Consider the following 24,922-nt stretch of genomic DNA (forward strand, 5'->3'; position numbering starts at 1 on the left):
CTGACCGGTCATAATTGGCCGGTCTTTTCTTTGTGCGGAGTGTGAGCCGATGAGAGTCTTCCTGGTCTGCGCCTGCCTGATCTCCGCCGCTGCCGGGGCCGGGGAATTGCCGTCTTCGGGCCAGGTGGGCGGCCTGCAACGCGGGCCGGACGGCAAGCTGATCCTGGTGGCCCCGCCTGCCGATGCCCCTCGCGACATGCCGGCGACCGGGATGGAAACCCCCTACTTCACGCCGACCGCCGAGGATCATCAGACCAAGGTGCGCAGCATGCAGGCGGAAATCAACGCCCTGATGCGCGGTGAGATCCGGGGACGCGACGGCCAGCCGACGGCCCGCGAACAGGCGTTGATCGAGAACCTCAAGGCCCGCGATGCCGAGGTGCGAGCCCATGAGCACGCCCATTTCATGGCCGGGCGGCCCCATACCTCGCCCCCCACCTACTTCACGGTGGTCGGACCCGACGGCAAATCCTATGCGGTATCCGGCCAGACTCCCACCGACATGAGCCTGCCCACCGGCGACCCCGAGGCCGCCATCGCCAAGTTGAGCATTCTCAAACGCTCCGCCCTGGCCCCGCTGCATCCCTCCAACAGCGACCGTCAATGGGCCATGCAGATTGATGCCACATTGGCTCAGATGCGCGATCAACGCAGATAGGGGCCGTCCGCGCCAATTTTGCCCGGACCGTCAAGAACGTAGATTCCGGCGGAGTTCGCCGCCACATGGAAACCCAACTGGCCGCCGCTCGCCCAAATCTCGCGGCCGCTGACGCAATCCCGATAGAGGCCGTCACGGACGCCTTGCACCTGGATGTCCTGATCGCCGCCGATGGCCAACCCGACCACCGCATAGCTCTGGCCGTCATTATGATCGCGGGTGAAGCTGACCCCGGAGCCCCATTCGTTCACCTGCCCCATGTGGCCCTTCTGCAAGGCGGGCACGGCGCGGCGAATCCGGTTGAGCCGCTTGATATGGGCATACAGGGGATGGGACTGAGTTTCGGCAATCCGTGAATCGTCCAGATGATCGCCGAAATAGGCCCGCCCGGTCTGGTTCAGGGTATCCTTCTCCCCCTCCACATCCTGCGGCGCGCCCTTCATGAATTCGATCTCCTCGCCGTAATAGAGGCAGGGAATGCCGCGCAGGGTCCAAATCAGGTTATAGGCCGCCGCCGCCATCCACTGATCGCCCTTGAAGCGATACTTGAAATCGTTGTCGGGGCCGATGTCATGGTTTTGCAGAAAGGTGACCAGGGTCGTCGGGTCGCCATAGATCCAGTCCATGGACAGGGCTTGCCCCACCTGCTGATAGGAGCCCTTGGACACATTGTCGCGGAAAGTGGAAAACAGTCCGAAATCGAGCACCGCGAATCCGGAATCGCCGCCCGCATGGGGGTCTTGGGGGTCGTGACCGAGGCGGGTGTACCACCAGGGCCGGATGAACGACGGTCCGTTGTCGCCGCCGCCCAAATCCCCCCAGCCCAGGCCCTTGACCAGATTCTCACCGAACACGAAGGTCCCCGGCTTGTGGGCCTTCCAGGCATTGACGTATTTGAGCAGGGTATCGCGCGGCACATGCTTGACCGTATCCAGACGGATGGCGTCCACCCCCATATCCAGATAACCGTTCACGGCATTGACCAGATAGTCAAAAACGTTTTTGTTCTCCAGTTCCAGGTTGATGCAGTCCCCGGCGATGTGCTTGGTCTGCACCGCCGCGCTTTCCCAATCCCCGCCACAGATGAAACCATCCTGCATATACCAGGCCGGATCAAGTTTTTGAGCGTCTATTCCAAAAAAGCGGCCAGGGTTATAGCCGGGCTTGGGAACTGTCTCGCCGGTCAGGGGATCGACCAGCGGTTCGATGCCTTGCGGATCGCAGGCATGCCGCTCCCGATACCAGTCCGGGGCCACCGAATTGTCGATGTCGTCGCGGTTAGGCCAAGCGTAATTGCCCAGGTTGCCCTGATACGGGCCATGGTTGACCGCCCCGGATTGACCGCCCTGGGGCACATAATACTTGATCGGCAGATGGTCGATATGCACATGGCCCCGAATGCCGTATTGGCAGGAATGGTTGATCACCACGTCTTGAATGAGCTTCATGCCGCGCTGATGCACCGCGTCAATCAGGTCCTGATAGGTGGCGTCGGGGGATTCCAGGCGCGGGTCGATGCGGGTCCAGTCGTAGGCGTGATAGCCGTGATAATCCAGGCCCGAACGATTCTCCACAGGCGGGGTGATCCAGAGGGCGGTGAAGCCCAAATCCTGGATATAATCCAGGCGCTGAATCAATCCCTTGAAATCGCCGCGCCAGTGGGGGTCAACCGGGTTGCCTGAGGCGTCGAACTGGATGCGGTCGCGGCAGAAAAAATTGTTCGACGGATCGCCATCGTAGAAGCGGGTGGTGATGAGAAAATAAATGGTCTCCTCGCGGAAATCCGTGCCGCTCGGCAACGGCGGCGGGGACGGCGGCGCGGCTTTTGGCGCGGCTTTTTTCGCCCCGGGTTTGCGGGCACTTCGGGTGCCGTCGGCCTCGAACCAGCCTCCCTGATCGGTCCACAGATCCTTCGTCTGGTGGCCCTGCCCGTCATGGATCACGAAATGCGCCGATTGGACGCCGGAGTCGAACTGAAAGACCGACCAGCCCCCCCGCTCGGGGGTCATCGGTTGTCCGGGCCAGGCGGTGCCGTCGGCCCCGGTGTCCCAAAAATGAATATACAGCGAAACGGCCCAGGACTTGGGCTTGCGAAAGCGAAGGGTCAATTGGCTCATGGGGGAAGGGTCTTCGATCAGAGGAGGTTGAGCACCAACAGCGACACGACCAGGAACAACAGGGTCATGATGCTGCCGGAGCGGACGAAATCCATTACCTTGTATCCCGCCGGTCCCATGATCAAGGCATTGACCTGATGGGTGGGGATGAGGAACGAGTTGGATGTGGAGATGGCTACGGTGAGGGCGAAAACCGCCGGATCGGCTCCGGTGGCCAGGGCGATATTGACCGCCAGCGGCACCAGCAGCACCGTCGCCCCCACATTGGACATGACCAGGGTGAAGGCCGTGGCCAGGGTGGCAATGGCCGCTTGCAGTCCCCAGACAGGGACATCGCCCAGGCCGGTGATGATCTGTTGGGCGATCCATTCGGCGGTACCGGTTGCTTGCACCGCCTGGCCCAACGGGATCAGGCTGGCGAGCAGAAAGACCGTGCTCCAGTTCACCGACTGGTAGGCCTCGTTCATGCTCAGAACCTTGGTGACGACCATTCCCATGGCCCCGATGAGCAGACAAAGCGACAGGCGCAGGTCTGAAAACAACAGCAATCCCAGGGCGATCCCGAAAAACATCAACGCCGGCACGACCTTGTCGGGGCGAAACTGTTCATGCGGGTAGTCACTGGTGACGATGACGAAATTGCGGTCATGTTCGAGCCGGGCCAAAGCATCCCAGGTGGTATGGCAGACCAGGGTATCCCCGGCCTGAAACACCAGACTCCCCAGATCGGTTGCCGGATGGTCCTCGCTCTCGATCCGGCTCAGGCATTCGCCGCCCCGATAGACCGCCATCAACGACAAGCCGAACGTTTTGCGGAAGTGCAGGTCGCTGGCGGTCTTGCCGATAATATTGGAATCTGGCGGCAAGACCACTTCGGCGATACCCGCCTTGGTCACCGACAGGGCCTCGGAAAAGGATTCCAACTGGTCGCGAATGCGCAGGTCATTGCGATCCACAAACAGTCGCACGCCCACCGGGGAGCCCATCACCGCCAGTTTGGCCGGGCCCTCGATCAACACATCCCCAGGCGGTTCCAGGCGGGTGCGGCCCTCGAAATGGGTGGCGATGATGTAGATGTTGTAGGTCTCGTTGGCTTCGAGAATGCTGGTGCCGACAATCGGGCTGTCTGGAGAGACGTAGATCTCATAAATGCGGCTGTCAAAGCCATACAGGCGGCTGAAATAGTCCGACACGGAACTGCCGGAGGATTTCTCTTCCGTGAGATTTGTCGGCAGGACGAAGCGCCCGGCCAGGACGAAATAGACGATGCCGGTCAGAATCAGCGCGATGCCGACGGGGGTCACGTCGAACATGCCGAAGGTCTCCATGCGGGACGCCTCGGGCAGGGTCTTGTTGGTGCTCACGATGAGGTCATTGAGCAGGATCAGCGGCGAGGACCCCACCATGGTCATGGTGCCACCGAGAATGGCGCAGAACCCCATCGGCATGAGCAGGCGGGACAGGGGAATCTCCGTATGCAGCGACAGGCGCGACACCACCGGCAGAAACAATGCCGCCGCGCCGACGTTCTGCATGAACGAGGAAATCACCCCGACGGTGCCCGAGATGATAGGGATCAACCGCTTCTCCGTAGTGCCACCATACTTGAGGATCAACGCCGCGACCCGGGACATGATCCCGGTGCGGTCGAGACCGGCCCCGATGATCATCACCGCGATGATCGAAATCACCGCATTGCTGGCGAATCCGTCAAACAGATGCCGGGGATCGGCCAAACCGCCGAGCCCGGGCAGCACCGACAACACGCCTAAGGCCACCATCACCACCACGGCCGCCACGTCCACCCGGACCACCTCGGAAACGAACAGAAAGACCGTGAAGGCCAACAGACCCAACACGACTGCCATTTCCATCGTCAGTCCCAGGCTTTCCATGCCAAGCTTTCCGTGATTGCCTTCACAGGTGAGAATGATAGGATGTTATCCCCCTGACTGTTGTCGTGAAAGGGGTTTCTCACCCGATCTTCTCCGGAAGTCCGGGCTTGACCTCGGGCGGGAAAGGGAGTGCAGTGACTTTGACCCCTTAATCCTTTCGATTGGCAGCCATGTCCCGAATTTGCATTGCCGAACGCACCATCGGAGAACTCTGTCCCTGCTTCATTGTTGCGGAAGCCGGAGTCAACCACAACGGCGATCTTGATCGGGCATTCAAGTTGATTGACGCCGCCGCCGAAGCCGGGGCAGATGCGGTGAAGTTTCAGACGTTCACCGCTGAACGGGTGGTCTCCCCCAGCGCCCCCAAGGCGGCCTATCAGAGTCGCAATGCAGGCACGCAGGAAAGCCAGTTCGAGATGCTCAAGAAGCTCGAACTGTCGCTGTCAGATCATCAAGCCCTGATGGCCCATTGCGCCGAACGGAATGTGGTCTTTCTGTCCTCGCCGTTTGACGAACAGGCCATCGACCTGCTCGACAACCTGGACGTGGCCGCCTTCAAGGTGCCATCCGGGGAAATCACCAATCTGCCCTATCTGCGCCGCATGGGGGCCTGCCGCCGCCCGGTCATCCTGTCCACCGGCATGGCGGAAATGAGCGAGGTCAAGGTGGCCGTGGAGGCGCTGACCGAACAGGGCGACGTCCCCCTGTGCCTGCTCCATTGTACGTCCAACTATCCGGCTTCTCCGGGCAGCGTCAACCTGCGGGCCATGGATACCCTGCGCGGCGGCTTCGGTTGCCCGGCCGGATTTTCCGATCATACGGAAGGCATCCTGGTCGCCGTCGCGGCGGCGGCCCGGGGGGCCTGCCTGATTGAGAAACATTTCACCCTCGACCGCAACCTGCCCGGTCCCGACCACAAGGCGTCCATCGAACCGGCGGAACTGAAAGCCCTGGTCGAGGGTATTCGCCTGGTGGAAAGCGCGCTCGGGGACGGCATCAAATGTCCGCAGCCCGAGGAAATCGACACCCGCAACATCGCCCGCAAAAGCGTTGTCGCGGCGCGTGTCATTCCGGTGGACAAGATCATCGTCGGCGAGGACCTGACCCTGCTCCGTCCGGGAACCGGCCTTCCCCCTGGCGATTTTCCGCGTGTGGTCGGGCGACGGGCGGCGCGCACCATCGCCTTCGGTGAACTGATTGATTGGGACATGCTGGTATGAGGCGTATCGGTGTGGTGACCACCTCGCGCGCCGATTACGGGTTGCTGCGACCGATCCTTTATGCCCTGAGCCGCGAGACCTCCCTGGCCCCGGCGCTGTTCGTTTCCGGTTCCCATTTGTCGGCAACGCACGGGGCCACGGTGGCCGATATCGAGGCCGACGGCTTTCCCATTCTGGCCCGCATCCCTTGCCTCGGTGACGGGGACAGCCCCTTGCAGACCGCCGAGGCCATGGGGCGGGCGCTCACCGGCATGGCCGAAGCCCTGGCCCAGAACCGACCGGACTTGCTTCTGGTCCTGGGGGACCGCTTCGAGATGCACGCCTGCGCCACCGCCGCCGTGCCGTTTCGCATTCCATTGGCGCATATCCATGGCGGCGAATTGACCATGGGGGCGTTAGATGACATTTTCCGTCACAGCCTGAGCAAGATGAGCCACCTGCATTTCACTGCCACCGTTGATGCCGCAACCCGCTTGCGGCAGATGGGCGAAGCGTCTTGGCGCATCACCGTGTCCGGCGCGCCGGGCCTGGACGGGTTGTTGCAGAGCGATGCCGCGACGCCCGACGAGATTTTTGAAAAATTCGGCATTCGTCCGGACTCGCCGCCGCTTTTGGTCACTCTGCATCCGGAAACCCTCAGTTCGCTGCCCCCCGCCCTGCAGGCCAAGACCCTGACCGCCGCCCTGCGCGAATTGGACTGGCCGGTCATCATCACCACCGGCAGCGCCGACCCGGGGGCCCGCGAGATGGCCCGGGTCCTGGCCGACTTCGCCCACCACCGCGAAGATTGTTGGCTGGTTGAACATCTGGGGACGCGACACTATCTGGGACTGATGAGAACAGCGGTGGCCATGGTTGGGAATTCCTCTTCGGGGATCATTGAGGCGGCAAGTTTCGGCCTGCCGGTGGTCAATATCGGCGACCGCCAGAAGGGCCGACCCCGGGCCGCCAACGTGATTGACGCGCCGTTCCATTCGGGACGCATCGCCGACGCCATCCTGCAAGCGGTTCGTCCGCAGTTTCGGGAGGAGTTGGCCGGTCTGGTCAATCCCTATGGCGATGGCCGGGCGGCGGAACGCATTGTCGAACGGTTGCGCGACGAGCCCTTGGGGGGTCGCCTGCTGATCAAGGAATTCGTGGATTTGGAGAGAGCCTTATGATTGATCTATATACCTTTGCCACCCCCAACGGGAAAAAAGCCTCGGTGATGCTGGAAGAAGTGGGCCTGCCCTATCAGGTTCATGTGATCAACATCATGAACAACGATCAGTTCAAACCGGCGTTTTTGAATATTAGTCCCAATAACAAAATTCCGGCCATCGTTGACCCGGACGGGCCGGGCGGCAAACCCTTCTCGCTGTTCGAAAGCGGGGCCATCCTGATTTATCTGGCGGAGAAATGCGGACGCGACGATCTGCTGCCCAAGGACGGCGCGGCGCGTTATACGGTGCTGCAATGGCTGATGTGGCAGATGGGCGGCTTCGGCCCCATGCTCGGCCAGGCCAACCACTTCCTGAAATTCGCCAAGGAAGACGTGCCCTATGCCAAGACCCGCTACCACGACGAGACGGTGCGGCTCTATGGGGTGCTCGACCGGCGGCTGAGTGTCAGCCCCTACATCGCCGGAGAGGCTTATACCATCGCCGATATCGCGACCCTGCCCTGGACCCTGCGTCATGATTTTCACAGGGTCGATCTGGCCGATTTCCCGTCGGTCAAGGCCTGGGCCGAAAATCTCAAGACTCGTCCGGCGGTGCAGAAGGGCCTCGCCGTGCCACAGGTGCCGTGACGCCCGACGTCGATCTCAATCGAGATCCATGAAATCCCCTGCCGAGTCGCTCAGGTTGGCCTGAAAGCCCAGGTAATCCCATGTCTGCCGCATATGCGGCGGCAACGGCGCGGTGACATGAAGAGTCCCGCCCGCCGGATGGGGAAACGAGATCGCCCGCGCCAGCAAATGCAGCTTCTTGGCCTGTGGCACACCGGACAGGAAGGCTTCCGGCCCCCCATACTTGCCATCCCCAAGGATTGGCGTGCCCATGTACAGGCAATGGGCGCGCAGTTGGTGCGTGCGTCCGGTCAGTGGCTCCAGGGACACCCAGGCCGCCTTGTTGCCGGCCCGATCGACGGTGCGGAACTCGGTCTCCGCCTTCTTGCCGTTTTGCTCATCGACCACCACCCGCTCACCGGCCTGACCGGGCAGTTTGATCAGCGGCGCGACAATGCGGCCCTCTTCGGGGTTGGGAATGCCGACCACCACCGCCCAATAGAGCTTGCGGGCGGCCCGCGACTTGAACAGCGCCGTCAATTCACGGGCCATGGGTTGGCTGCGCGCCAACACCAGAACCCCCGCCGTATCCTTGTCCAGCCGATGCACCAACCGGGGGCGCTCCTTGGCCTCGAAGGTCAAGGCATCAAGCATGCCGTCCAGGTGATGCAGGGTGCCGCTGCCCCCCTGCACCGCCAGCCCCGCCGGTTTGTTCAGGATCAGCAAATGTTCATCCTTGTGCAGGATTCGTTGCCGCAGATCCTCCGCCTGATGGCTGTCCACCGCCGGTCGGGGACGCGGCGCCACCGGAGCCGGAGACTCACCCAACGGCGGCACGCGGATATCCTGCCCCGTCGCCAATCGGTGCGCCGCCTTGACCCGTCCGCCATCCACACGAACCTGACCGCTGCGCAACAGCTTTTGCAGCCGTCCCTGAGTCACCTCGACAAAATGTTTTTTGAACCAACGGTCCAATCTCATGCCGTTGTCGTCTTCCGTCACCGTGAGATGCTGGACGCCGCTCATGGCAGGATCAACCGAACGAGCAGCAAACCGCCAATCAGGGCACCGAGACCAAACAACAACGAGCCCAGCACATAGACCGCCCCGGCCACGTAGTCATGGCGCTCCATGACCAGGGTATAGAAATCCAAAGAGAAGGTCGAAAAGGTGGTGAAGGCCCCCAGAAATCCGACCCGCAAGGCATCGCGCAGTTCCGGTGACGGGTCCCAGCTGCGGGCCACGGCCTCGGCCAGCATGCCGAGCAGCAACGACCCCAGGATATTCACCGCCAGGGTGCCATAGGGAAAGCCGTGGCCGAACCATTGGGTCATCTTGGCAGACACCCCATGGCGGGCGACGGCACCAACGGCACCGCCCAACGCAATGGAAAGGATCAATAAGGGGTTGCTCATGGCTCTTTGATTAGCACAGGCCAACCGTGAGTCACAGGCTAATTGATGCGCAGCCCCTTGTCGTTGAAGAACAACTTGGAATCATAGGTCAGGTCGATGAGATTGCCTTTACGGGCGCAACGCAGGGTGACGAAGGATTGCGACGTGGTCCAATGGTACTTGCTGGGAAAGGTCAGCGGGAGCCCGTAGAGTTGGGTCAGTCCCTCGACGAAGGTCTGACACAATGCCGCTTCATCGCTCTTGCTCCGCACATCCTCCAGTTCGTCGATGACCACTTCGGCCACCCCCAGCTTGCCGACCTTGAAGGCCCCGCCGTTCAGACAGGTGAACCGCACCTCCGCCTGAAGGCCGAAAAAATCCGTAGTGAATCGGGGCTTGTTATTGACCAGCAAAGGAAGGGTGAAATTTTCCGGCGCGCCATAAGCCTCGCTCAACTGGTCACAGGCGACGCCCCAGGCTGCCTTAAACGGAGGCTCGGCCCATGACGGCCCAACCGAACCGACCAACAGAAGCCCTCCCAAAACCATACTGGATAGAAGACGCACGACCATCGGGGAACCTCGCTTTATATTGCCTCCCATTCCCCTACTCGTTGATTTTACAGGAAAATAACGTCAACGGCAAGGCGGTGTTATCGGGCCTGGTTTTGGCTCTCACGCCGCAGCCCGGCCCAATAGGCCAGCCGCTTGCCGATTTCCCGTTCGAAACCCCGTTCGCCGGGCTCATAGAGGGTCGGGCGGGTCATGCCTTCGGGAAAATAGTTCTGGCCGGAAAAGCCCTGAGTGGTGTCATGGTCGTATTGATATCCCTTGCCGTAATCCATCTCCTTCATCATGCCGGTCGGGGCATTGAGGATATGTTTGGGCGGCATCAAAGAGCCCGATTGTTTGGCCAGTTTCTTGGCCGACTTTTCGGCCCGATAGGCGGCGTTGGATTTGGGGGCCGTGCCCAGATAGATAACCAGTTGCGCCAGGGCCAGTTCCCCTTCCGGTGAGCCCAGGCGCTCATAGGCATCCCAGGCAGCCAGCGCCTGCGGCAGGGCCTGTGGGTCGGCCAATCCGATATCCTCCGAGGCAAACCGGGTCAGCCGTCGCAGGATATACAAAGGGTCCTCCCCGGCGACCAGCATGCGCGCCATCCAATACAAGGCCGCATCGGTATCGGAGCCGCGCAGACTCTTGTGCAGGGCGCTGATCAGATTGTAATGACCATCCTGAGCCTTGTCGTAAAGCGGCGCACGCTTGTGCACCGCCGCCGTCAGCCCGGCGGTGTCCAGAGTCACCTCCGGCGGCAGGTCGAACAGTGCCTCGGCCATGTTGAGCAGATAGCGCCCGTCCCCATCGGCCATCGCCCGCAGCACCGCCCGCGCCTCGGCCTCCACCGGCAGGGCGTATCCCATGTCCTGCTCGGCTCGGACCAAAAGGGTTTCCAAGGCCCCGTCGTCGAGCCGGTGCAGCACCAGCACCCGACAGCGCGACAATAGCGCCGCATTGAGTTCGAACGACGGATTCTCGGTGGTCGCCCCGACCAGGATCACCGTGCCATCCTCCACATAGGGCAGAAATCCGTCCTGCTGGGCACGGTTGAAACGGTGGATTTCATCGATAAACAGCAAGGTGCCCTGTCCCGTGGCGCGCCGCCCCTTGGCCCGCTCGAACACCTTGCGCAGGTCGGCCACCCCGGAGAACACCGCCGACAGGGGCTCGAAATACAGATCTACCCGGTCGGCCACCAGACGGGCGATGGTGGTCTTACCGGTCCCCGGCGGCCCCCAGAACACCAGCGAGGAAAGCCGTCCGGCGGCCAACATGCGCTGTAACGGTCCTTCCTCGGCCAGCAGATGGGCCTGCCCCACCACCTGATCCAGGGTGGCCGGTCGCAGCCGGTCGGCCAGCGGGCGCGGCGCTTGGCTCTCGAACAGGGTGCTCAACTAGCGCACCACCAGAGAGAGGGTCCGCCCGCCTCGTTTTAACGTGATGCGCCAACTGTCGAAATTCTTGCGCAACAGGCGGCGCAACTGGTCCACCGAGGTGATCTCCTCATTGTTGATAGTCAAAATCCGATCCTTGGGCGCGAACTCCATGCGATGGGCCGCACTGCCACGGCGGAGCTTTTCGATCACCACGCCGGGTTCCAGTTCGTCCAAGCCCAGTGCCTCGACCACCGCCGGGGACATGTTGACCACCACCGCGCCGGACAGCGGCGAGCGCCCCTCCAGTTCGGTTTCATCGCGGGCCGGGACCTCGGGGGCGGGCATCAAGGGGATATGCAGTTTGCGCTTGCGGTCGCGCCGCCAGACCTCCAACTCGGCCTTACCGCCGGTGGGCAGGGTGGCAATGCGGAATTTCAGCGATTCCGGGTCGTCGACCTCCTTGCCATTGACCGTCAGCACCACATCGCCGACATCCAGACGCCCCTTGTCCGCCGGCCCGCCGGACCACACGTCGTTGATCAGCACCCCGGCTGGCCGCTCCAGTCCCAGGGAGGCGGCGATATCCTGGGTCACCGTCTGACCGGAGGCCCCGAACCAGGGCCGCACCAGCTTGCCGTCGCTGGTCAATTGCTGCACCACCACCTTGACCATGTTGGCCGGAATGGCAAAGCCAATGCCGTGGGAGCCGCCGCTCTTGGAGAAGATCGCCGTATTGATGCCGACCAGTCGGCCATCGACGCTGACCAGCGCCCCGCCAGAGTTGCCGGGGTTGATTGCCGCATCGGTCTGGATGAAGGAATTATAATCGGAAATGCCGACCTGAGTGCGGGCCAGGCCCGACACGATGCCGCTGGTCACCGTCTGACCGACGCCGAACGGATTGCCGATGGCCAGCACTAGATCCCCCACTTCCAGGTCGTCGGAATCATGGAATTCCAGGAACGGCAGGCGAGCACCCTCGTTTTTCAACTTCAGCACCGCCAGATCGCTGCGTTCGTCGGTCCCCAAAAGATCGGCCTCGAATTCCCGACGGTCGGCCAGTACCACGGTGATTTCGTCGGCCCCCTCGATGACATGGTTGTTGGTCACCACGATGCCGTCGGCCCGCAGAATGACCCCGGAGCCGAGGCTGTTCTGGACCTTCTTGCGGCCCTCCCCGTTCCCCGGAAGACCGCCGAGATTACCGAAAAACCGCTGAAAGAATGGATCGTCGAACAACGACAACTGTCGGCGCGTGCGCACCACCTTGCGGGTATAGATATTGACCACCGCCGGAGCCGTACGCTTGACCAGCGGCGCGAACGACATCTGCATGTCGCTCTTGGTCGCCGGCACCTCTTTCACTGCCGCCTGGGCCGCCGAACCCAGCACCAGAATCGCCAGCACCAAAATCGACCATCGTCGTATACGCATCCTCAATCCCTTCCGAATTATGGTGGCGGCAGTCTATCATGCGGAATCGTCTGGAGTCCCGTCGCCGGACCCGCTATCAAATCTGGTCTGAAATTCCGTCAATGCAAGGAGCCAACGTGCGCACCCCCCTCACCGTGGAAATCGCCCCCGGCGAACTGATCGACAAGATCACCATCCTGGAGATCAAACTCGAACGCATCACCGATGCCGAGAAACTGAAGAATGTCCGCGTGGAGCACCAGACCCTGGTCGCGGCCCGGGATGCCGCCCTGCCCGCCTCAAAGGAACTGGACGCTCTGACCGCCCAGTTGAAAAGCATCAACGAATCCCTGTGGAGCATCGAGGACAAAATCCGCGACTGCGAACGGGACAACAATTTCGGCCCCCGGTTCATCGAACTGGCCCGCGCCGTCTATATGACCAACGACCGACGGGCGGCGCGCAAAAAGGACATCAACCTGCTTCTGGGCTCGCAACTGGTCGAGGAAAAATCCTACGCGGAGTATTAAGTGCCCCTGATCACCCGACTTTTCGACAAGGTTCAGGATCTGACCCGGCGGTGGGGCCAGCGCCGCCGCGAGGCGCGCGGACTGCTGCTGATCACCAGCGGCGGCCTGGGCGATACGGTGCTGATATCCCTCATACTGCCGCGCCTGATCGGCCTGGCAAAAAACGGCGAGCCGGTCACCGTGTTGATTCGCCGGGAAGCGGCCAAGATGGCCTTTCTGTTTCCTCCAGGCGTTCATGTGGAGGCAGTTGACTATCGACGGCTGCTGAAGGATCTGCGCTACCGGCGCAGCATCTGCCGCAATCTTTTTTTGACTCACTACCGAATGGTCGTCTCCACCGATTATCTGCGCCATCCCCTTCTGGATGAGGTGCTGGTGGCGGCCTGTGCGGCTCCGGAAAGTCTCGCCATGGAGCCACGCCCCTGGCCCAAGTACGATGTGGCCCTGCGCCGCAACCGGCGGCTCTACACACGCCTATTCGACAGCGGTCATCGCCATGTGGACAAGGTGCTGCGCTGGGCGCGATTCGCCGACTGGCTGACCGGCGAGACCCGGCCCGCGCCGCTGGTCCGATTGCCGGAAGCCATCTTGCCACCGCCCCGCCCGACAGAGGTCCCGGAAATTCTGATCCAGCCGTTTTCCGCCGTCCCGGCCAAGCAGAGTCCGGTCGCACTCTACCAACGGATTCTCGACCAGCTTCCTGACTCTTATCACGTGGTGCTGCTGGGGGCGCCCGCCGATCTGCAACGCCATCCCGAATACGCGGCCCTGCTGGAGCGGCCCCGGGTCAGCTTCGATGACGGTCTGTTCGAGACCCTGCTGCCGCGCCTGTGCGCCGCCAAACTGGTCATCTCCGTCGATACGGCGTTGATGCATCTGGCCATTGCCGCCGGGGCACCGACCATTGGGTTGGCCAGCGCCGCCTATGTGGCCGAAATCGTCCCCTATGCCCAGGAAATCACCCCGCCCAACGCGCATATTCTCTACCAGCCCATGGAATGCCAGGGCTGTCTGGGCAGTTGTCCCTACCCGCGGGAAGACGGCATGTTCCGCTGCGTCGCCCAACTGGATGCGGACAAGATCCTGGACAGGGTGCAGACCCTGCTCAAATAGAAAAGGCGACCCGAAGGCCGCCTATTCCAAATTCATTTTTGCCAGGATTATGCCTCGGTGGCGTCTTCCATGTCGGCTTCGGCTTCCACACGGGCCTTGTCGGCGGCCCCCTTGGCGGCCGGATCGCGGTCGACCAGCTCGATGATCGCCATCGGGGCACAATCGCCATAGCGGAACCCGGCCTTCAAAACGCGACAATAGCCGCCGGGACGCTCCTGATAGCGCTCCGAAAGGGTGGAGAACAGCTTGCTCACCGCCTCGTCATTGCGCAGAAATGAAAAAGCCTGACGCCGGGCATGCAGATCACCGCGCTTGCCCAGGGAAATCATCTTGTCGATGAAGGTCCGGAGATCCTTCGCCTTGGGCAGGGTGGTCTTGATCTGCTCGTGCACGATCAGCGAGGCCGTCATGTTGGAAAACATGGCTTTGCGGTGCGAGCTGGTGCGGTTCAGTTTACGTCCACTCATCCGATGACGCATGGCGGTCTCTCCTTCTTCTCCGGGCCTCGCGCACGAAGCCGATCAATACATCCGACATCCCCACCGGGACATGTCGGGGCGGGCCAGTACGGCCCTCCCACGAGGCGGGACTTAGTAGGGCTCTTCCAGACGCTTGGCCAGATCCTCGATATTCTCGGGCGGCCAATCGACGATTTCCATGCCCAAATGCAGGCCCATCTGGGTCAGCACTTCCTTGATCTCGTTCAACGACTTGCGGCCGAAGTTGGGTGTCCGCAGCATCTCGGCCTCGGTCTTTTGGACCAGATCGCCGATATAGATGATGTTGTCGTTCTTCAGGCAGTTGGCCGAACGGACAGACAGTTCCAGTTCGTCCACCTTGCGCAGCAGATTCTTGTTGAACGGCAGTTCGTCCTTCTTCTCGGCCTCGGTGTAAACCGTCGGTTCCTCGAAGTTGATGAACAGCTGCAACTGATCTTGCAAAATGCGCGCTGCCAGGGCCACCGCGTCTTCCGGCGTGATGGTGCCGTTGGTGGTCACGTCCAGCGACAGCTTGTCGTAGTCCGTCACCTGCCCGACGCGGGTGTTGTCCACCTTGTAGGCGACCTTGCGCACCGGTGAGAAAATGGCGTCGATGGGGATCAACCCGACCGGCGAATCCTTGGGACGGTTCTGGGCGGCCGGGACATAGCCCTTGCCGATCTCGACCGTCAACTCCATGGTCACCTTGGCCCCGTCATCGAGGGTGCAGATGACCATATCGGGATCCATGATCTCGATGTCATGACCGGTCTCGATTTGCCCGGCAGTCACTTCGCCCGGCCCCTCTGCCACCAGCATCATGCGCTTCGGCCCTTCGCCGTGCATCGCCAGGCCCATGGATTTGATGTTGAGGACGATGTCTGTCACATCCTCACGCACCCCGGGCACCGACGAAAACTCGTGCAGCACATTGTCAATCTTGATGGCGGTCACGGCCGCGCCCTGGAGCGAGGACAACAGTACCCGCCGCAAAGCATTGCCCAACGTCAGACCGAAACCCCGCTCGAGAGGCTCGGCCACGATGGTCGCCATACGTTTCGCATCACCGCCCGCGTTGATATCCAACTTGGTCGGTTTTATAAGTTCTTGCCAGTTTTTCTGAATCACGAGTGGGACCCCATGCTCGTATCAATTAAAAAACCGATGGCCGGATCGGTAACCGGCCAAAGTGAAACGGCTTTTCCCGCGCCGAGAGAAAAGCGGGTCAGACCCGCCGACGCTTACGCGGACGACACCCGTTGTGCGGGATCGGCGTCACATCCTTAATGGTCGTAATGGTAAAGCCCGCCGTCTGCAAGGCCCGCAGCGCGGACTCACGCCCCGACCCCGGACCCTTGACTTCGACTTCCAGCGTTTTCATGCCATGGTCGGCGGCTTTCTTGCCCGCATCCTCGGCCGCCATCTGGGCGGCATAGGGGGTGGACTTGCGAGACCCCTTGAACCCCATCGCACCGGCGGAAGACCAGGAAATGGCATTGCCCTGGGCGTCGGTAATGGTGATCATGGTGTTATTGAAGCTGGCGCTCACATGCGCGACACCGGAAGTGATGTTCTTCCTGTCGCGACGGCGAGGGCGCGTCGTGGTTGCTTTGGCCATAACCGATCCTTCGTACGTATTGTGCGCTTTTCAGCGGGATTATTAAGCTTTCTTCTTACCGGCAATCGGAGCCGCCTTGCCCTTGCGGGTGCGGGCGTTGGTATGGGTCCGCTGTCCGCGCACCGGCAGCCCGCGACGATGGCGCAGCCCCCGGTAGTTGCCCATATCCATAAGCCGCTTGATGTTCATGGCCCGCTCACGACGCAGGTCACCCTCGACGGTGAATTCCGTGTCAATCACTTCGCGGATGCGCACCACCTCGTCGTCAGAGAGCTGATTCACGCGCCGCTCCAAGGGGATACCGACCTTGTTGCAGATCTCCAGGGACTTGCTCGGCCCGATGCCAAATATATATGTCAAGGCGATCACGACCCGCTTCTGGGTCGGAATATTCACGCCAGCGATTCGCGCCAATGCCGATACTCCTTAGTCTTTGTTTTTCAACAGTAATCCGTTCCCGGCAGGGACGGGAACGCGCGATTATAGGATGAATCGCGCGCTTGTCAATGCCCCGCCCTTAGCCCAGAATTTTCTTCAGTTGGTTGGTGACTTCACCGATGGCTGTGTTGCCATTGACCGGTCGCACCAGACCCTGCTTGCCATAGTGCCCGACAATCGGGGCCGTCTGGTCGTGGTAGGCCTGCAAGCGGGCGCGCACGGTCTGTTCGTTGTCGTCGGCGCGGCGCTTCATGTTGGTGCTGCCGCACTTGTCGCAGACGCCGTCCTTGGCCGGCTTCTTGAACATGTCGTGATAGCCTTCGCCACAGTCGCCACAGGTGAAGCGACCGGTGATGCGGCCGATCAGCGGCTCGTCATCGACCTGAAGTTCCAGCACGTGGTCGAGCTTGAAGCCCTTTTCCACCAGCATCTTGTCCAGCGCCTCGGCCTGCGGCACGGTGCGCGGGAAGCCGTCGAGCATGAAACCGCCCTTGCAATCGTCGGCATCGATTCGGTTGGCGATGATGCCGATCACCAATTCGTCGGACACCAGTCCGCCGGATTCCATGACCGCCTTGGCCTGCTTGCCGAGATCGGAACCGGCGGCCACTTCGGCGCGCAGCATGTCTCCGGTGCTCAGTTGTACCATGCCGTAGGATTCTTCCAAGATCTTGGCCTGGGTCCCCTTACCCGCACCCGGCGGGCCTAAAAAGATAACATTCATCGGTTTCTTCCCCTGAGTTTAGATTTCTTGATGAGGCCTTCATACTGGTGGGCCAGCATGTGGCTTTGGATTTGCGACACCGTATCCATGGTCACGGTGACCACGATCAGCAGCGAGGTGCCGCCGAAGTAGAACGGCACCGCCCACTGTGAAATGAGGATCTCCGGCAACAGGCAGATCAGCACCAGATAGCTGGCTCCGATGACCGTCAACCGGGTCAGGATCTTGTCCAGATATTCGGCTGTATTCTTGCCCGGACGAATACCCGGCACGAATCCGCCGTACTTCTTCAGGTTATCCGCCGTTTCCACGGGATTGAAGACGATGGCCGTGTAGAAGAACGCGAAGAAACCAATCAGCGCCGAATAGATGATCATATAGACCGGCTGTCCGCGTCCCAGAAGCTGGGCCACCGTCTGCAGCCATTCCGGCCCGGTACCAGCCGAGAATCCGATCACCGTAATCGGCATCAGCAGAATGGAGCTGGCGAAAATCGGTGGAATCACACCGGCCGTATTGATCTTCAGGGGCAGGTGCGAGCTGTCGCCGCCAACCTGCTTGTTGCCCTGCTGACGCTTCGGATACTGAATGATGATGCGGCGCTGTGCCCGCTCCATGAAGACGATGCCGTAGATGACCGCCACCGACAGGAACAGCAGCACGATGATCAACAGCGTCGGCAGCGCGCCGGTGCGACCCATTTCCAGGATTCCGGCCAGGGCCTTCGGCAGATTGGCCACGATCCCGGCAAAGATGATCAGCGAAATACCGTTGCCGACGCCGCGCGCCGTCACCTGCTCGCCCAACCACATCAGAAACACCGTGCCGCCGACTAGGGTCACCACCGTGGTAAAACGGAAAAACATGCCCGGGTCCATAACCGCCGATCCGGCGCTGGAGGACATGCCTTCCAGCCCCGAGGCGATGCCGTAGGCCTGCAAGGCACAGATCAGCACCGTCCCGTAGCGGGTGTACTGATTGATTTTTTTGCGGCCGCTCTCACCCTCCTTCTTCAGCGCCTCCAGCGTCGGCGAGACGCTGGTCAGCAACTGCATGATGATGGAGGCGGAAATGTAGGGCATGATGTTCAGCGCAAAGATCGTCATGCGCCCCAGGGCCCCGCCCGCGAACATGTCGAACATGCCCAGGATGCCACCGGCATTCTGTTGGAACACTTCCTTGAGCGCCGTCGGATCGATTCCCGGCACCGGGATATAGGTTCCCAGTCGGTAAACGATCAACGCCCCCAGAGTGAACCAGAGACGTTGCTTGAGCTCGGTGGCCTTGCCAAAGGCCCCCCAGTTCATGTTGGCGGCGAGTTGTTCGGCGGCGGATGCCATGCCCGGACCCCTACGTTGTCAAATCGAATGACCCCCCGAAGGTGGTCGGACTCAGGCCTCGGCGGCCGCGGCAGCCGGCAGAGTCACCGTGCCGCCCGCTTTCTCGACCGCCTCGATGGCGCTCTTGGAGGCGCTGTCGACGGAAATGCTCAGCTTGGACGTCAACGTCCCCTGGGCCAACAGCCGCACACCGTCGCGCTTCTTGGTCACCAGACCCGCCGCGATCAGCGCTGCGATATCAAGATCCTTGCCCGCGTCCAGCTTGCCTTCGTCGATGGCTTTCTGGATGCGACCGACGTTGACCACCTCGAAGACCTTGCGGAACGGGTTCTTGAACCCGCGCTTGGGCAGGCGCCGATAGATCGGCATCTGACCGCCTTCGAATCCGACCAGGGAGACGCCCGACCGAGACTTCTGGCCCTTTTGACCGGCTCCGGACGTCTTGCCGCGACCGGAACCGATGCCCCGACCGACCCGCTTGCGCGGTTTGCGGGCGCCCTCGTTGTCACGCAGCTCGTTGAGTTTCATCTTTCACTATCCCTTTGCCTGGGGGCACGGCCTCAGCCGGCCTCTTCCACCTTCAGCAGGTGCTGGACCTTGTTGATCATGCCGCGGACCGAAGGCGTATCTTCCAGTTCGCGAGTCTTGTGCATCTTGTTCAGCCCCAGGCCGACCAGCGTCTGCCGCTGGTCGTTTCTGCGCCCGATGGGACTGCCGGTTTGCGTCACCTTGATGGTCGCCATGCTGCTTACTCCTTGGCTGCGGCCGCTTCGGCCGAAGTGGCGTAATCGGCGCGACGGGCCACGATGTCGCTGACCTTCTTGCCCCGCTTGGCCGCCACCGAACGCGGCGAATGCAGGTTCTTCAAGGCATCGAAGGTCGCCTTGATCATGTTGTGCGGGTTCTGCGTGCCGACCGACTTGGCCACCACGTCCTGCACCCCAACGGTCTCGAATACGGCACGCATCGGGCCACCGGCAATGATCCCGGTACCGGCCGGAGCCGCCCGCAACTCGACCCTGCCCGCCCCATAATGGCCCTTGATGTCATGATGCAACGTGCGGGCCTCGCGCAGCGGCACGCGGATCATGTTGCGCTTGGCCGCATCGGTCGCCTTGCGGATGGCTTCCGGCACTTCACGCGCCTTGCCGGTGCCGAAGCCGACCCGGCCCCGCTGATCGCCGACCACCACCAACGCGGCGAACGAGAAACGACGACCACCCTTGACCACCTTGGCCACGCGGTTGATGCCGACCAGCTTGTCGACGAATTCACTTTCTTCCTTAACCTCGCGCTCGCGGCCTCGACCGCCACTACGACCGCTCCGGCCACCTTCCTTCGGTGCACGTGTCATTTTTTTCTGCTCCTTAGAACGATAGGCCGCCTTCGCGGGCCGCTTCGGCCAGGGCTTTCACCCGACCATGATACATATAGCCCCCGCGATCGAAGATCACGTTTTCCACACCGGCCGCCTTGGCCCGCTCGGCGATCATTTTGCCGACTGCCTGGGCCGCGGTCACATCGGCTCCGGTTTTCAACGTCGACTTCAGTCCCTTGTCGAGACTGGAGGCGGCGGCCAGAGTCTGACCGTTGGTGTCGTCGATCACCTGAGCATAGATATGCTTGCCGGACCGGTGAACGGACAGGCGCGGACGCCCATTGGCCCGTTTCCGAAGAGTCGTGCGCACGCGCTGCTTGCGGCGCTCGAAGAGTTCGTTTGTGTTCTTCATGGCCCTGCCTACTTCTTCTTGCCTTCTTTACGAAGAATGAATTCATCCTCGTATTTGATGCCCTTGCCCTTGTAGGGTTCCGGCGGACGGAAGGCGCGGATTTCTGCTGCGGTCTGACCGACCTTCTGCTTGTCAGCCCCGGAGATCTCGATGTGAGTCTGATCGGGACAGTTGATGGTCAGGCCCTCGGCGATCGGATAGATCACGTCGTGACTGTACCCCAAAGCCAGCACCAGATCCTTGCCCCGAATCTGGGCCCGATAACCGACGCCGTTGATGGCCAGCTTCTTGGTGAAGCCCTGGCTGACGCCGGAAACCAGATTGACGATCTGCGCCCGGGCGGTGCCCCACATCTTACGAGCCCGTTTGGTCTCGTTGCGCGGAGTCACGGACACCTGGTTGCCGTCCTGCGTGATGGCCACATCATCGGTAAACGACATGGACAGTTGGCCGAGTTTTCCCTTTGCGGTCACGGTGACGCCGTCGATCTTGACGTCAACACCACCGGGAACTTCGACCGGATTCTTGCCTACTCGCGACATTGTCCTCGTCTCCCGATCAGAATACCTGGCAGAGTACTTCGCCGCCCACATTCGCCTCGCGTGCCTCGGCGTCAGACATGACGCCGCGCGGGGTGGACAGGATGGCAATACCCAGACCGTTGTAGACCCGGCCAAGATCCTTGATCTTGGCATACACCCGACGGCCCGGCTTGGACACGCGGCTGATTTCCCGAATCACCGGATCACCTTCGTAGTACTTCAACTCGATGCGCAGTTCATCCACACCGGCCCGCAGATTCTGGCGGGAATAGTCACGGATATAACCTTCCCGCTTCAAAACTTCCAGCACGGTGGCCCGAAATGCCGACGCCGGAGCGGTGATGGTATTCTTGCGGGCCCGTTGTCCATTCCGGATGCGGGTCAGCATATCCCCAAGAGGATCACTCATAGACATTGCGTATCCTCCCTTACCAGCTCGACTTCACCATGCCGGGAATCTGGCCGATGGAGGCGAGATCCCGCATGGCGATGCGGCAGAGTTTGAACTTGCGATAGTTGCCGCGCGGACGTCCGGTCAGTTCGCAGCGCAGACGCACCCGAACCTTCGACGAATTGCGCGGCAGCTTCGCCATTTTCAGATTGGCGGCAAAACGATCCTCCGGCGTCGCTTCGGGATCTGTCGCCAGAGCTTTCAACGCGGCGCGCTTGGCGGCATACTGCTTCGCCAGACGCTCCCGCTTCTTGTTCCGTTCGACGGCACTCTTCTTGGCCATATCGGTTCTCCGTCCCTCGATCTATTTCGCAAACGGCATGTCGAAACGGGCCAACAAAGCCTTCGCTTCGTTGTCGTTCCGTGCCGTCGTGCAAATGATGATATCCATGCCCCGGATGGTATCGACCTTGTCGTAATCGATTTCCGGAAACACGATCTGCTCCTTCAGGCCGAGGGCGAAATTGCCATTGCCGTCGAAACTCTTACCATTGACACCGCGAAAATCCCGCACGCGCGGCAGCGCGATATTGACCAGGCGATCCAGGAATTCGTACATCCGCTGGCCGCGCAGGGTCACCTTGCAACCGACCACCATGTCTTCACGCAGCTTGAATCCGGCGATGGATTTCTTGGCCCGCGTGATGACCGGCTTTTGTCCGGCGATCAGAGTCATTTCCTCGGCGGCAGCGTCAACCTTCTTTTTATCGAGCGCGGCTTCGCCGACACCCATGTTGATGACGATCTTGTCGATCCTGGGCACCTGCATGGGGTTGGTGTACTTGAACTCGTCAACCATCTGCTGGCGAACGGTTTTATGATAATAATCTAACAGACGTGCAGTCATTTTATCCCCCATCACCGGTCGATGACTTCGCCGGAACGCCGGGCGACCCGGACTTTCCGACCATCATCCAGCACCTTGAACCCCACACGCGTGGGCTTGTCGTCGGACGGGTCGATATGAGCCACGTTGGAGACGTGGATCGACGCTTCTTTCTCGACAATGCCACCCTGGCTGTATTGGGTGGGACGGGTATGACGCTTGATCATGTTCACGCCCTGCACGATGACCCGGCTATCGTCGGTGATCACCTTCAGGATCTCGCCGGTTTTGCCTTTGTCACGGCCGGCAAGCACGACCACCCGGTCGCCCTTTTTCATTTTCGCAGCCATCACAGCACCTCCGGAGCGAGGGAAATGATTTTCATGTACTTCTTGGCACGCAGTTCACGGGTCACCGGACCGAAAATACGGGTTCCGATGGGCTCGCCCGCCTTGTTGACCAGCACCGCCGCATTGCGGTCGAAGCGGATCACACTGCCGTCCTTGCGGCAAATGTCCTTGGCGGTGCGCACGATCACGGCCCGGTGGATGTCGCCTTTTTTCACACGGCCCCGCGGAATGGCTTCCTTGACGGAAACCACAATCACGTCACCGACACTGGCGAACCGGCGCTTGGCGCCCCCCAGGACCTTGATGCACTGCACCCTGCGCGCGCCGGAGTTGTCGGCGACCTCCAGGTTCGTCTGCATCTGGATCATGGTTGATCTTCCTTCTTGTTTTCTTGAGAAACCGGCGAACGGGGCATTACGCCTCGTCGGCCAGTACTTCCCAAGTTTTGCGTTTCGAAATCGGACGGCACTCGCGGATTTTCACCTGATCGCCTTCCTTGCAGGAATTGGTCTCGTCGTGAGCAGCATACTTCTTGGATTTCTGAATGATCTTGGCGTACATGGGGTGCTTGAAACGCCGCACCACACTGACGATCACCGTCTTGTCCTGTTTGTCGCTGACCACGGTCCCTAGTAGAATGCGTCTCGGCATCTGAGTTCTCCTTACGACGCGGTCGTGGTGCGGCCGCCGAGGACGGTCTTGATGCGGGCGATATCGCGACGCACCTGCCGAACGCGGGCGGTGTTTTCGAGCTGACCGCTGGCCCGCTGGAAGCGCAGATTGAAGGCCTCCTTGCGCAGACCGATCAACTCGTCCTTGAGTTCGTCTTGGGTCTTGGTCTTCAGATCGCTGGCTTTCATGGATCAGCCCTCCTCACCCAGACGGGAAACCATACGGGTCTTCAGCGGCAGCTTGGCCGAGGCCAACTCAAAGGCCCGCTTGGCGATCTCGTACGGCACGCCGTCAACTTCGAACATGATACGTCCGGGCTTGATCCGGCAGGCCCAGTATTCGGGCGTACCCTTACCCTTACCCTGGCGCACTTCGGCCGGCTTCTGAGACACCGGAACATCCGGGAAGACCCGAATCCACACGCGACCGGCGCGCTTCATATGTCGGGTCATCGCCCGCCGGGCGGCTTCGATCTGCCGCGCAGTGACGCGCTCCGGTTGCAGGGCCTTGAGGCCGTACGAGCCGAAATTCAGTTGTGTTCCGCCCTTGGCATTGCCATGGATCCGGCCCTTGTGGGCCTTGCGGAACTTGGTACGTTTTGGTGACAGCATGGTTATCGCACCCGTTTTCCGTCGTTACAGGAGGCCAAATCAGCGTTGCGGCTGCTGGTCGGAGGCCCGTTTATCCTGAGCCATGGGGTCGTGTTCCATGATCTCGCCTTTGAAAACCCAAACCTTGATGCCGCAAGCCCCATAAGTGGTCGCAGCAGTCTTGGTTCCATAATCCACGTCCGCACGCAGGGTATGCAGCGGCACGCGACCTTCGCGGTACCACTCCATGCGCGCGATTTCAGCACCGCCAAGACGGCCCGAACAATTGATTCGAATGCCCTGAGCACCCAGACGCATGGCCGACTGCACGGCCCGCTTCATGGCGCGGCGGAAAGATACCCGACGTTCGAGCTGTTGCGCAATACCTTCCGCGACCAAAGTCGCATCCAATTCCGGCTTGCGGATCTCGACGATGTTGAGATGCACCTCGGAACCGGTGATCCGCGACAGATCCTGACGCAGCTTTTCGATGTCCGCGCCCTTCTTGCCGATCACCACGCCCGGACGGGCGGTATGGATGGTCACCCGGGCTTTTTTGGCCGGACGCTCGATCAGGATGCGGGCCACACCGGCCTGGGCCAGCTTTTCGCGCAGGATATTGCGGATTTGCAAATCCTCGTGCAGCTGACCGGCAAAGGATTTCTTGTCGGCGAACCAACGGGAATCCCAGGTGCGGTTGATGCCGAGCCGCAGCCCGATCGGATTGACTTTCTGACCCATTATGCCGTCTCCTCACGCTCGCGCAGCACCACAGTTAGGTTGCTCCACGGCTTTATGACTCGTCCCACCCGGCCACGGGCCCGGGGCCGCCAACGTTTCATCACCATGGCCCGACCGACAGAGGCCTCGGCAACATAGAGACGATCCACGTCCAGCTGGTGGTTGTTTTCGGCGTTGGCGATGGCCGATTGCAGGACCTTCTTCACCTCGCCAGCGATGCGGCGCTTGGAGAACGTCAGCTCGGCCACAGCCTTCTCAGCCTTCATGCCGCGAATGGATTCGGCAACAAGGTTCAGTTTCTGCGGACTGCTGCGCAGCATCTTGGCGAAGGCCTTCGCCTCGTTGTCCGCCTGCGGACGTGGTGCTGATTTCTTGCCCAT

Annotated in this window: 34 protein-coding genes; 6 read left to right on the top strand and 28 right to left on the bottom strand. The window is 61.2% G+C overall.

What is annotated here, in order from left to right; translation table 11 throughout:
- Positions 1–49: 49 nt before the first annotated feature.
- Entirely contained in the window at positions 50–658 is a 609-nt protein-coding gene (locus ACYQ1P_RS00925; protein ID WP_460018505.1) for a putative metalloprotease CJM1_0395 family protein, read from the top strand.
- Here ACYQ1P_RS00925 and ACYQ1P_RS00930 read toward each other — a convergent pair.
- Both ACYQ1P_RS00930 and ACYQ1P_RS00935 read right to left on the bottom strand, forming a co-directional pair.
- On the bottom strand, positions 646–2,775 hold the full coding sequence (locus tag ACYQ1P_RS00930) for an alpha-amylase family glycosyl hydrolase (protein WP_460018506.1): 2,130 nt from the start codon (positions 2,773–2,775) through the stop codon (positions 646–648). The two genes, ACYQ1P_RS00925 and ACYQ1P_RS00930, sit on opposite strands and share 13 nt — an antisense overlap.
- Before the next feature lie 17 nt (positions 2,776–2,792).
- Positions 2,793–4,670 (bottom strand): SLC13 family permease, encoded by a 1,878-nt coding sequence (locus ACYQ1P_RS00935; protein WP_460018507.1) that lies wholly within the window; start codon positions 4,668–4,670, stop codon positions 2,793–2,795.
- A gap of 170 nt (positions 4,671–4,840) precedes the next feature.
- On the opposite strand from ACYQ1P_RS00935, the gene neuB reads away from it, so the two are divergent.
- Genes neuB through ACYQ1P_RS00950 form a run of 3 tightly spaced genes read left to right on the top strand, consistent with a single transcriptional unit; the run spans position 4,841 to position 7,679 of the window.
- Complete coding sequence (gene neuB, locus ACYQ1P_RS00940) at positions 4,841–5,890, top strand: N-acetylneuraminate synthase (protein WP_460018508.1); 1,050 nt, start codon at positions 4,841–4,843, stop codon at positions 5,888–5,890.
- The gene (gene neuC / locus ACYQ1P_RS00945; protein WP_460018509.1) at positions 5,887–7,050 is read left to right on the top strand and encodes a UDP-N-acetylglucosamine 2-epimerase; all 1,164 of its coding nucleotides are present in this window, start codon (positions 5,887–5,889) and stop codon (positions 7,048–7,050) included. The genes neuB and neuC overlap by 4 nt, the downstream gene beginning before the upstream one ends.
- Positions 7,047–7,679: a glutathione S-transferase family protein gene (locus ACYQ1P_RS00950; RefSeq protein WP_460018510.1), complete on the top strand. Its 633-nt coding sequence runs from the start codon at positions 7,047–7,049 to the stop codon at positions 7,677–7,679. The genes neuC and ACYQ1P_RS00950 overlap by 4 nt, the downstream gene beginning before the upstream one ends.
- A gap of 15 nt (positions 7,680–7,694) precedes the next feature.
- Here the strand turns inward: ACYQ1P_RS00950 and ACYQ1P_RS00955 are convergent, their stop codons facing one another.
- From ACYQ1P_RS00955 to ACYQ1P_RS00975, 5 genes are all read right to left on the bottom strand, one after another.
- The gene (locus ACYQ1P_RS00955; protein ID WP_460018511.1) at positions 7,695–8,684 is read right to left on the bottom strand and encodes an RluA family pseudouridine synthase; all 990 of its coding nucleotides are present in this window, start codon (positions 8,682–8,684) and stop codon (positions 7,695–7,697) included.
- A complete protein-coding gene (gene crcB / locus ACYQ1P_RS00960) occupies positions 8,681–9,073 on the bottom strand; it encodes a fluoride efflux transporter CrcB (protein ID WP_460018512.1) in 393 nt (130 codons plus the stop codon). The genes ACYQ1P_RS00955 and crcB overlap by 4 nt, the downstream gene beginning before the upstream one ends.
- A gap of 38 nt (positions 9,074–9,111) precedes the next feature.
- Positions 9,112–9,579, bottom strand: coding sequence for a hypothetical protein (locus ACYQ1P_RS00965; RefSeq protein WP_460018513.1), 468 nt, complete (start codon positions 9,577–9,579; stop codon positions 9,112–9,114).
- A 125-nt stretch (positions 9,580–9,704) separates the two neighbouring features.
- Positions 9,705–11,003 carry a replication-associated recombination protein A gene (locus tag ACYQ1P_RS00970; protein ID WP_460018514.1) on the bottom strand — a complete coding sequence of 433 codons (1,299 nt, stop codon included), beginning with the start codon at positions 11,001–11,003 and terminating at the stop codon, positions 9,705–9,707.
- Positions 11,004–12,419 carry a DegQ family serine endoprotease gene (locus tag ACYQ1P_RS00975; RefSeq protein WP_460018515.1) on the bottom strand — a complete coding sequence of 472 codons (1,416 nt, stop codon included), beginning with the start codon at positions 12,417–12,419 and terminating at the stop codon, positions 11,004–11,006.
- Positions 12,420–12,457: 38 nt separating this feature from the next.
- Between ACYQ1P_RS00975 and ACYQ1P_RS00980 the strand changes: the two genes are divergently transcribed.
- Positions 12,458–12,928 carry a DUF6165 family protein gene (locus ACYQ1P_RS00980; protein ID WP_460018516.1) on the top strand — a complete coding sequence of 157 codons (471 nt, stop codon included), beginning with the start codon at positions 12,458–12,460 and terminating at the stop codon, positions 12,926–12,928.
- Positions 12,929–14,041, top strand: coding sequence for a glycosyltransferase family 9 protein (locus ACYQ1P_RS00985; RefSeq protein WP_460018517.1), 1,113 nt, complete (start codon positions 12,929–12,931; stop codon positions 14,039–14,041).
- 47 nt (positions 14,042–14,088) lie between these two features.
- Here the strand turns inward: ACYQ1P_RS00985 and rplQ are convergent, their stop codons facing one another.
- The 21 genes from rplQ to rplV all read right to left on the bottom strand — a co-directional run bounded on the left by rplQ (position 14,089) and on the right by rplV (position 24,922).
- Positions 14,089–14,520, bottom strand: a complete 432-nt coding sequence (rplQ, locus tag ACYQ1P_RS00990) for a 50S ribosomal protein L17 (RefSeq protein WP_460018518.1) — start codon at positions 14,518–14,520, stop codon at positions 14,089–14,091.
- Positions 14,521–14,631: 111 nt separating this feature from the next.
- Complete coding sequence (locus ACYQ1P_RS00995; RefSeq protein WP_460018519.1) at positions 14,632–15,648, bottom strand: DNA-directed RNA polymerase subunit alpha; 1,017 nt, start codon at positions 15,646–15,648, stop codon at positions 14,632–14,634.
- 97 nt (positions 15,649–15,745) lie between these two features.
- The gene (gene rpsK / locus ACYQ1P_RS01000; RefSeq protein ID WP_460018520.1) at positions 15,746–16,138 is read right to left on the bottom strand and encodes a 30S ribosomal protein S11; all 393 of its coding nucleotides are present in this window, start codon (positions 16,136–16,138) and stop codon (positions 15,746–15,748) included.
- Between the two features lie 42 nt (positions 16,139–16,180).
- Positions 16,181–16,552 carry a 30S ribosomal protein S13 gene (gene rpsM, locus ACYQ1P_RS01005; RefSeq protein ID WP_460018521.1) on the bottom strand — a complete coding sequence of 124 codons (372 nt, stop codon included), beginning with the start codon at positions 16,550–16,552 and terminating at the stop codon, positions 16,181–16,183.
- Between the two features lie 103 nt (positions 16,553–16,655).
- Positions 16,656–17,300 carry an adenylate kinase gene (locus tag ACYQ1P_RS01010; protein WP_460018522.1) on the bottom strand — a complete coding sequence of 215 codons (645 nt, stop codon included), beginning with the start codon at positions 17,298–17,300 and terminating at the stop codon, positions 16,656–16,658.
- On the bottom strand, positions 17,297–18,640 hold the full coding sequence (secY, locus tag ACYQ1P_RS01015) for a preprotein translocase subunit SecY (RefSeq protein ID WP_460018523.1): 1,344 nt from the start codon (positions 18,638–18,640) through the stop codon (positions 17,297–17,299). The genes ACYQ1P_RS01010 and secY overlap by 4 nt, the downstream gene beginning before the upstream one ends.
- A 51-nt stretch (positions 18,641–18,691) precedes the next feature.
- Complete coding sequence (gene rplO, locus ACYQ1P_RS01020) at positions 18,692–19,168, bottom strand: 50S ribosomal protein L15 (RefSeq protein ID WP_460018524.1); 477 nt, start codon at positions 19,166–19,168, stop codon at positions 18,692–18,694.
- A gap of 32 nt (positions 19,169–19,200) precedes the next feature.
- On the bottom strand, positions 19,201–19,383 hold the full coding sequence (rpmD, locus tag ACYQ1P_RS01025) for a 50S ribosomal protein L30 (protein ID WP_460018525.1): 183 nt from the start codon (positions 19,381–19,383) through the stop codon (positions 19,201–19,203).
- A gap of 5 nt (positions 19,384–19,388) precedes the next feature.
- Entirely contained in the window at positions 19,389–19,994 is a 606-nt protein-coding gene (gene rpsE / locus ACYQ1P_RS01030; RefSeq protein WP_460018526.1) for a 30S ribosomal protein S5, read from the bottom strand.
- A gap of 13 nt (positions 19,995–20,007) precedes the next feature.
- Entirely contained in the window at positions 20,008–20,370 is a 363-nt protein-coding gene (rplR, locus tag ACYQ1P_RS01035; protein ID WP_460018527.1) for a 50S ribosomal protein L18, read from the bottom strand.
- Positions 20,371–20,378: 8 nt separating this feature from the next.
- The gene (rplF, locus tag ACYQ1P_RS01040; RefSeq protein ID WP_460018528.1) at positions 20,379–20,912 is read right to left on the bottom strand and encodes a 50S ribosomal protein L6; all 534 of its coding nucleotides are present in this window, start codon (positions 20,910–20,912) and stop codon (positions 20,379–20,381) included.
- Between the two features lie 16 nt (positions 20,913–20,928).
- Complete coding sequence (rpsH, locus tag ACYQ1P_RS01045; protein WP_460018529.1) at positions 20,929–21,327, bottom strand: 30S ribosomal protein S8; 399 nt, start codon at positions 21,325–21,327, stop codon at positions 20,929–20,931.
- 13 nt (positions 21,328–21,340) lie between these two features.
- On the bottom strand, positions 21,341–21,646 hold the full coding sequence (rpsN, locus tag ACYQ1P_RS01050) for a 30S ribosomal protein S14 (protein ID WP_460018530.1): 306 nt from the start codon (positions 21,644–21,646) through the stop codon (positions 21,341–21,343).
- A 21-nt stretch (positions 21,647–21,667) separates the two neighbouring features.
- Positions 21,668–22,210 carry a 50S ribosomal protein L5 gene (gene rplE, locus ACYQ1P_RS01055; protein WP_460018531.1) on the bottom strand — a complete coding sequence of 181 codons (543 nt, stop codon included), beginning with the start codon at positions 22,208–22,210 and terminating at the stop codon, positions 21,668–21,670.
- An 11-nt stretch (positions 22,211–22,221) separates the two neighbouring features.
- Positions 22,222–22,542 carry a 50S ribosomal protein L24 gene (gene rplX / locus ACYQ1P_RS01060; protein ID WP_460018532.1) on the bottom strand — a complete coding sequence of 107 codons (321 nt, stop codon included), beginning with the start codon at positions 22,540–22,542 and terminating at the stop codon, positions 22,222–22,224.
- Entirely contained in the window at positions 22,539–22,907 is a 369-nt protein-coding gene (gene rplN / locus ACYQ1P_RS01065) for a 50S ribosomal protein L14 (RefSeq protein WP_460018533.1), read from the bottom strand. Before rplN ends, rplX begins: the two co-directional genes overlap by 4 nt.
- A gap of 46 nt (positions 22,908–22,953) precedes the next feature.
- A complete protein-coding gene (gene rpsQ / locus ACYQ1P_RS01070; RefSeq protein ID WP_460018534.1) occupies positions 22,954–23,190 on the bottom strand; it encodes a 30S ribosomal protein S17 in 237 nt (78 codons plus the stop codon).
- Positions 23,191–23,201: 11 nt separating this feature from the next.
- Positions 23,202–23,399, bottom strand: a complete 198-nt coding sequence (rpmC, locus tag ACYQ1P_RS01075; RefSeq protein ID WP_460018535.1) for a 50S ribosomal protein L29 — start codon at positions 23,397–23,399, stop codon at positions 23,202–23,204.
- 3 nt (positions 23,400–23,402) lie between these two features.
- Positions 23,403–23,822, bottom strand: coding sequence for a 50S ribosomal protein L16 (gene rplP, locus ACYQ1P_RS01080; RefSeq protein WP_460018536.1), 420 nt, complete (start codon positions 23,820–23,822; stop codon positions 23,403–23,405).
- Positions 23,823–23,861: 39 nt separating this feature from the next.
- Positions 23,862–24,542: a 30S ribosomal protein S3 gene (gene rpsC / locus ACYQ1P_RS01085; protein WP_460018537.1), complete on the bottom strand. Its 681-nt coding sequence runs from the start codon at positions 24,540–24,542 to the stop codon at positions 23,862–23,864.
- Positions 24,542–24,922 carry a 50S ribosomal protein L22 gene (gene rplV / locus ACYQ1P_RS01090; RefSeq protein WP_460018538.1) on the bottom strand — a complete coding sequence of 127 codons (381 nt, stop codon included), beginning with the start codon at positions 24,920–24,922 and terminating at the stop codon, positions 24,542–24,544. The genes rpsC and rplV overlap by 1 nt, the downstream gene beginning before the upstream one ends.

Source organism: Magnetospira thiophila, assembly GCF_054657015.1.

Coding starts and splice junctions, on each gene's coding strand:
- rplO (WP_460018524.1), bottom strand. CDS start 19,168: ATGAAACTCAACGAGCTGCGTGACAACGAGGGCGCCCGCAAACCGCGC.
- rplN (WP_460018533.1), bottom strand. CDS start 22,907: ATGATCCAGATGCAGACGAACCTGGAGGTCGCCGACAACTCCGGCGCG.
- neuB (WP_460018508.1), top strand. CDS start 4,841: ATGTCCCGAATTTGCATTGCCGAACGCACCATCGGAGAACTCTGTCCC.
- rpsK (WP_460018520.1), bottom strand. CDS start 16,138: ATGGCCAAAGCAACCACGACGCGCCCTCGCCGTCGCGACAGGAAGAAC.
- rpmC (WP_460018535.1), bottom strand. CDS start 23,399: ATGAAAGCCAGCGATCTGAAGACCAAGACCCAAGACGAACTCAAGGAC.
- rpsE (WP_460018526.1), bottom strand. CDS start 19,994: ATGACACGTGCACCGAAGGAAGGTGGCCGGAGCGGTCGTAGTGGCGGT.
- ACYQ1P_RS00935 (WP_460018507.1), bottom strand. CDS start 4,670: ATGGAAAGCCTGGGACTGACGATGGAAATGGCAGTCGTGTTGGGTCTG.
- rpsN (WP_460018530.1), bottom strand. CDS start 21,646: ATGGCCAAGAAGAGTGCCGTCGAACGGAACAAGAAGCGGGAGCGTCTG.
- secY (WP_460018523.1), bottom strand. CDS start 18,640: ATGGCATCCGCCGCCGAACAACTCGCCGCCAACATGAACTGGGGGGCC.
- ACYQ1P_RS00975 (WP_460018515.1), bottom strand. CDS start 12,419: ATGCGTATACGACGATGGTCGATTTTGGTGCTGGCGATTCTGGTGCTG.
- rplR (WP_460018527.1), bottom strand. CDS start 20,370: ATGAAGAACACAAACGAACTCTTCGAGCGCCGCAAGCAGCGCGTGCGC.
- rpsQ (WP_460018534.1), bottom strand. CDS start 23,190: ATGCCGAGACGCATTCTACTAGGGACCGTGGTCAGCGACAAACAGGAC.
- ACYQ1P_RS00955 (WP_460018511.1), bottom strand. CDS start 8,684: ATGAGCGGCGTCCAGCATCTCACGGTGACGGAAGACGACAACGGCATG.
- neuC (WP_460018509.1), top strand. CDS start 5,887: ATGAGGCGTATCGGTGTGGTGACCACCTCGCGCGCCGATTACGGGTTG.
- ACYQ1P_RS00925 (WP_460018505.1), top strand. CDS start 50: ATGAGAGTCTTCCTGGTCTGCGCCTGCCTGATCTCCGCCGCTGCCGGG.
- rplF (WP_460018528.1), bottom strand. CDS start 20,912: ATGTCGCGAGTAGGCAAGAATCCGGTCGAAGTTCCCGGTGGTGTTGAC.
- ACYQ1P_RS00980 (WP_460018516.1), top strand. CDS start 12,458: ATGCGGAATCGTCTGGAGTCCCGTCGCCGGACCCGCTATCAAATCTGG.
- rplE (WP_460018531.1), bottom strand. CDS start 22,210: ATGACTGCACGTCTGTTAGATTATTATCATAAAACCGTTCGCCAGCAG.
- ACYQ1P_RS00930 (WP_460018506.1), bottom strand. CDS start 2,775: ATGAGCCAATTGACCCTTCGCTTTCGCAAGCCCAAGTCCTGGGCCGTT.
- rpmD (WP_460018525.1), bottom strand. CDS start 19,383: ATGGCGACCATCAAGGTGACGCAAACCGGCAGTCCCATCGGGCGCAGA.
- rpsH (WP_460018529.1), bottom strand. CDS start 21,327: ATGTCTATGAGTGATCCTCTTGGGGATATGCTGACCCGCATCCGGAAT.
- rplQ (WP_460018518.1), bottom strand. CDS start 14,520: ATGCGTCATCGGATGAGTGGACGTAAACTGAACCGCACCAGCTCGCAC.
- rplP (WP_460018536.1), bottom strand. CDS start 23,822: ATGCTGTCACCAAAACGTACCAAGTTCCGCAAGGCCCACAAGGGCCGG.
- rpsC (WP_460018537.1), bottom strand. CDS start 24,542: ATGGGTCAGAAAGTCAATCCGATCGGGCTGCGGCTCGGCATCAACCGC.
- ACYQ1P_RS00950 (WP_460018510.1), top strand. CDS start 7,047: ATGATTGATCTATATACCTTTGCCACCCCCAACGGGAAAAAAGCCTCG.
- crcB (WP_460018512.1), bottom strand. CDS start 9,073: ATGAGCAACCCCTTATTGATCCTTTCCATTGCGTTGGGCGGTGCCGTT.
- ACYQ1P_RS01010 (WP_460018522.1), bottom strand. CDS start 17,300: ATGAATGTTATCTTTTTAGGCCCGCCGGGTGCGGGTAAGGGGACCCAG.
- rplV (WP_460018538.1), bottom strand. CDS start 24,922: ATGGGCAAGAAATCAGCACCACGTCCGCAGGCGGACAACGAGGCGAAG.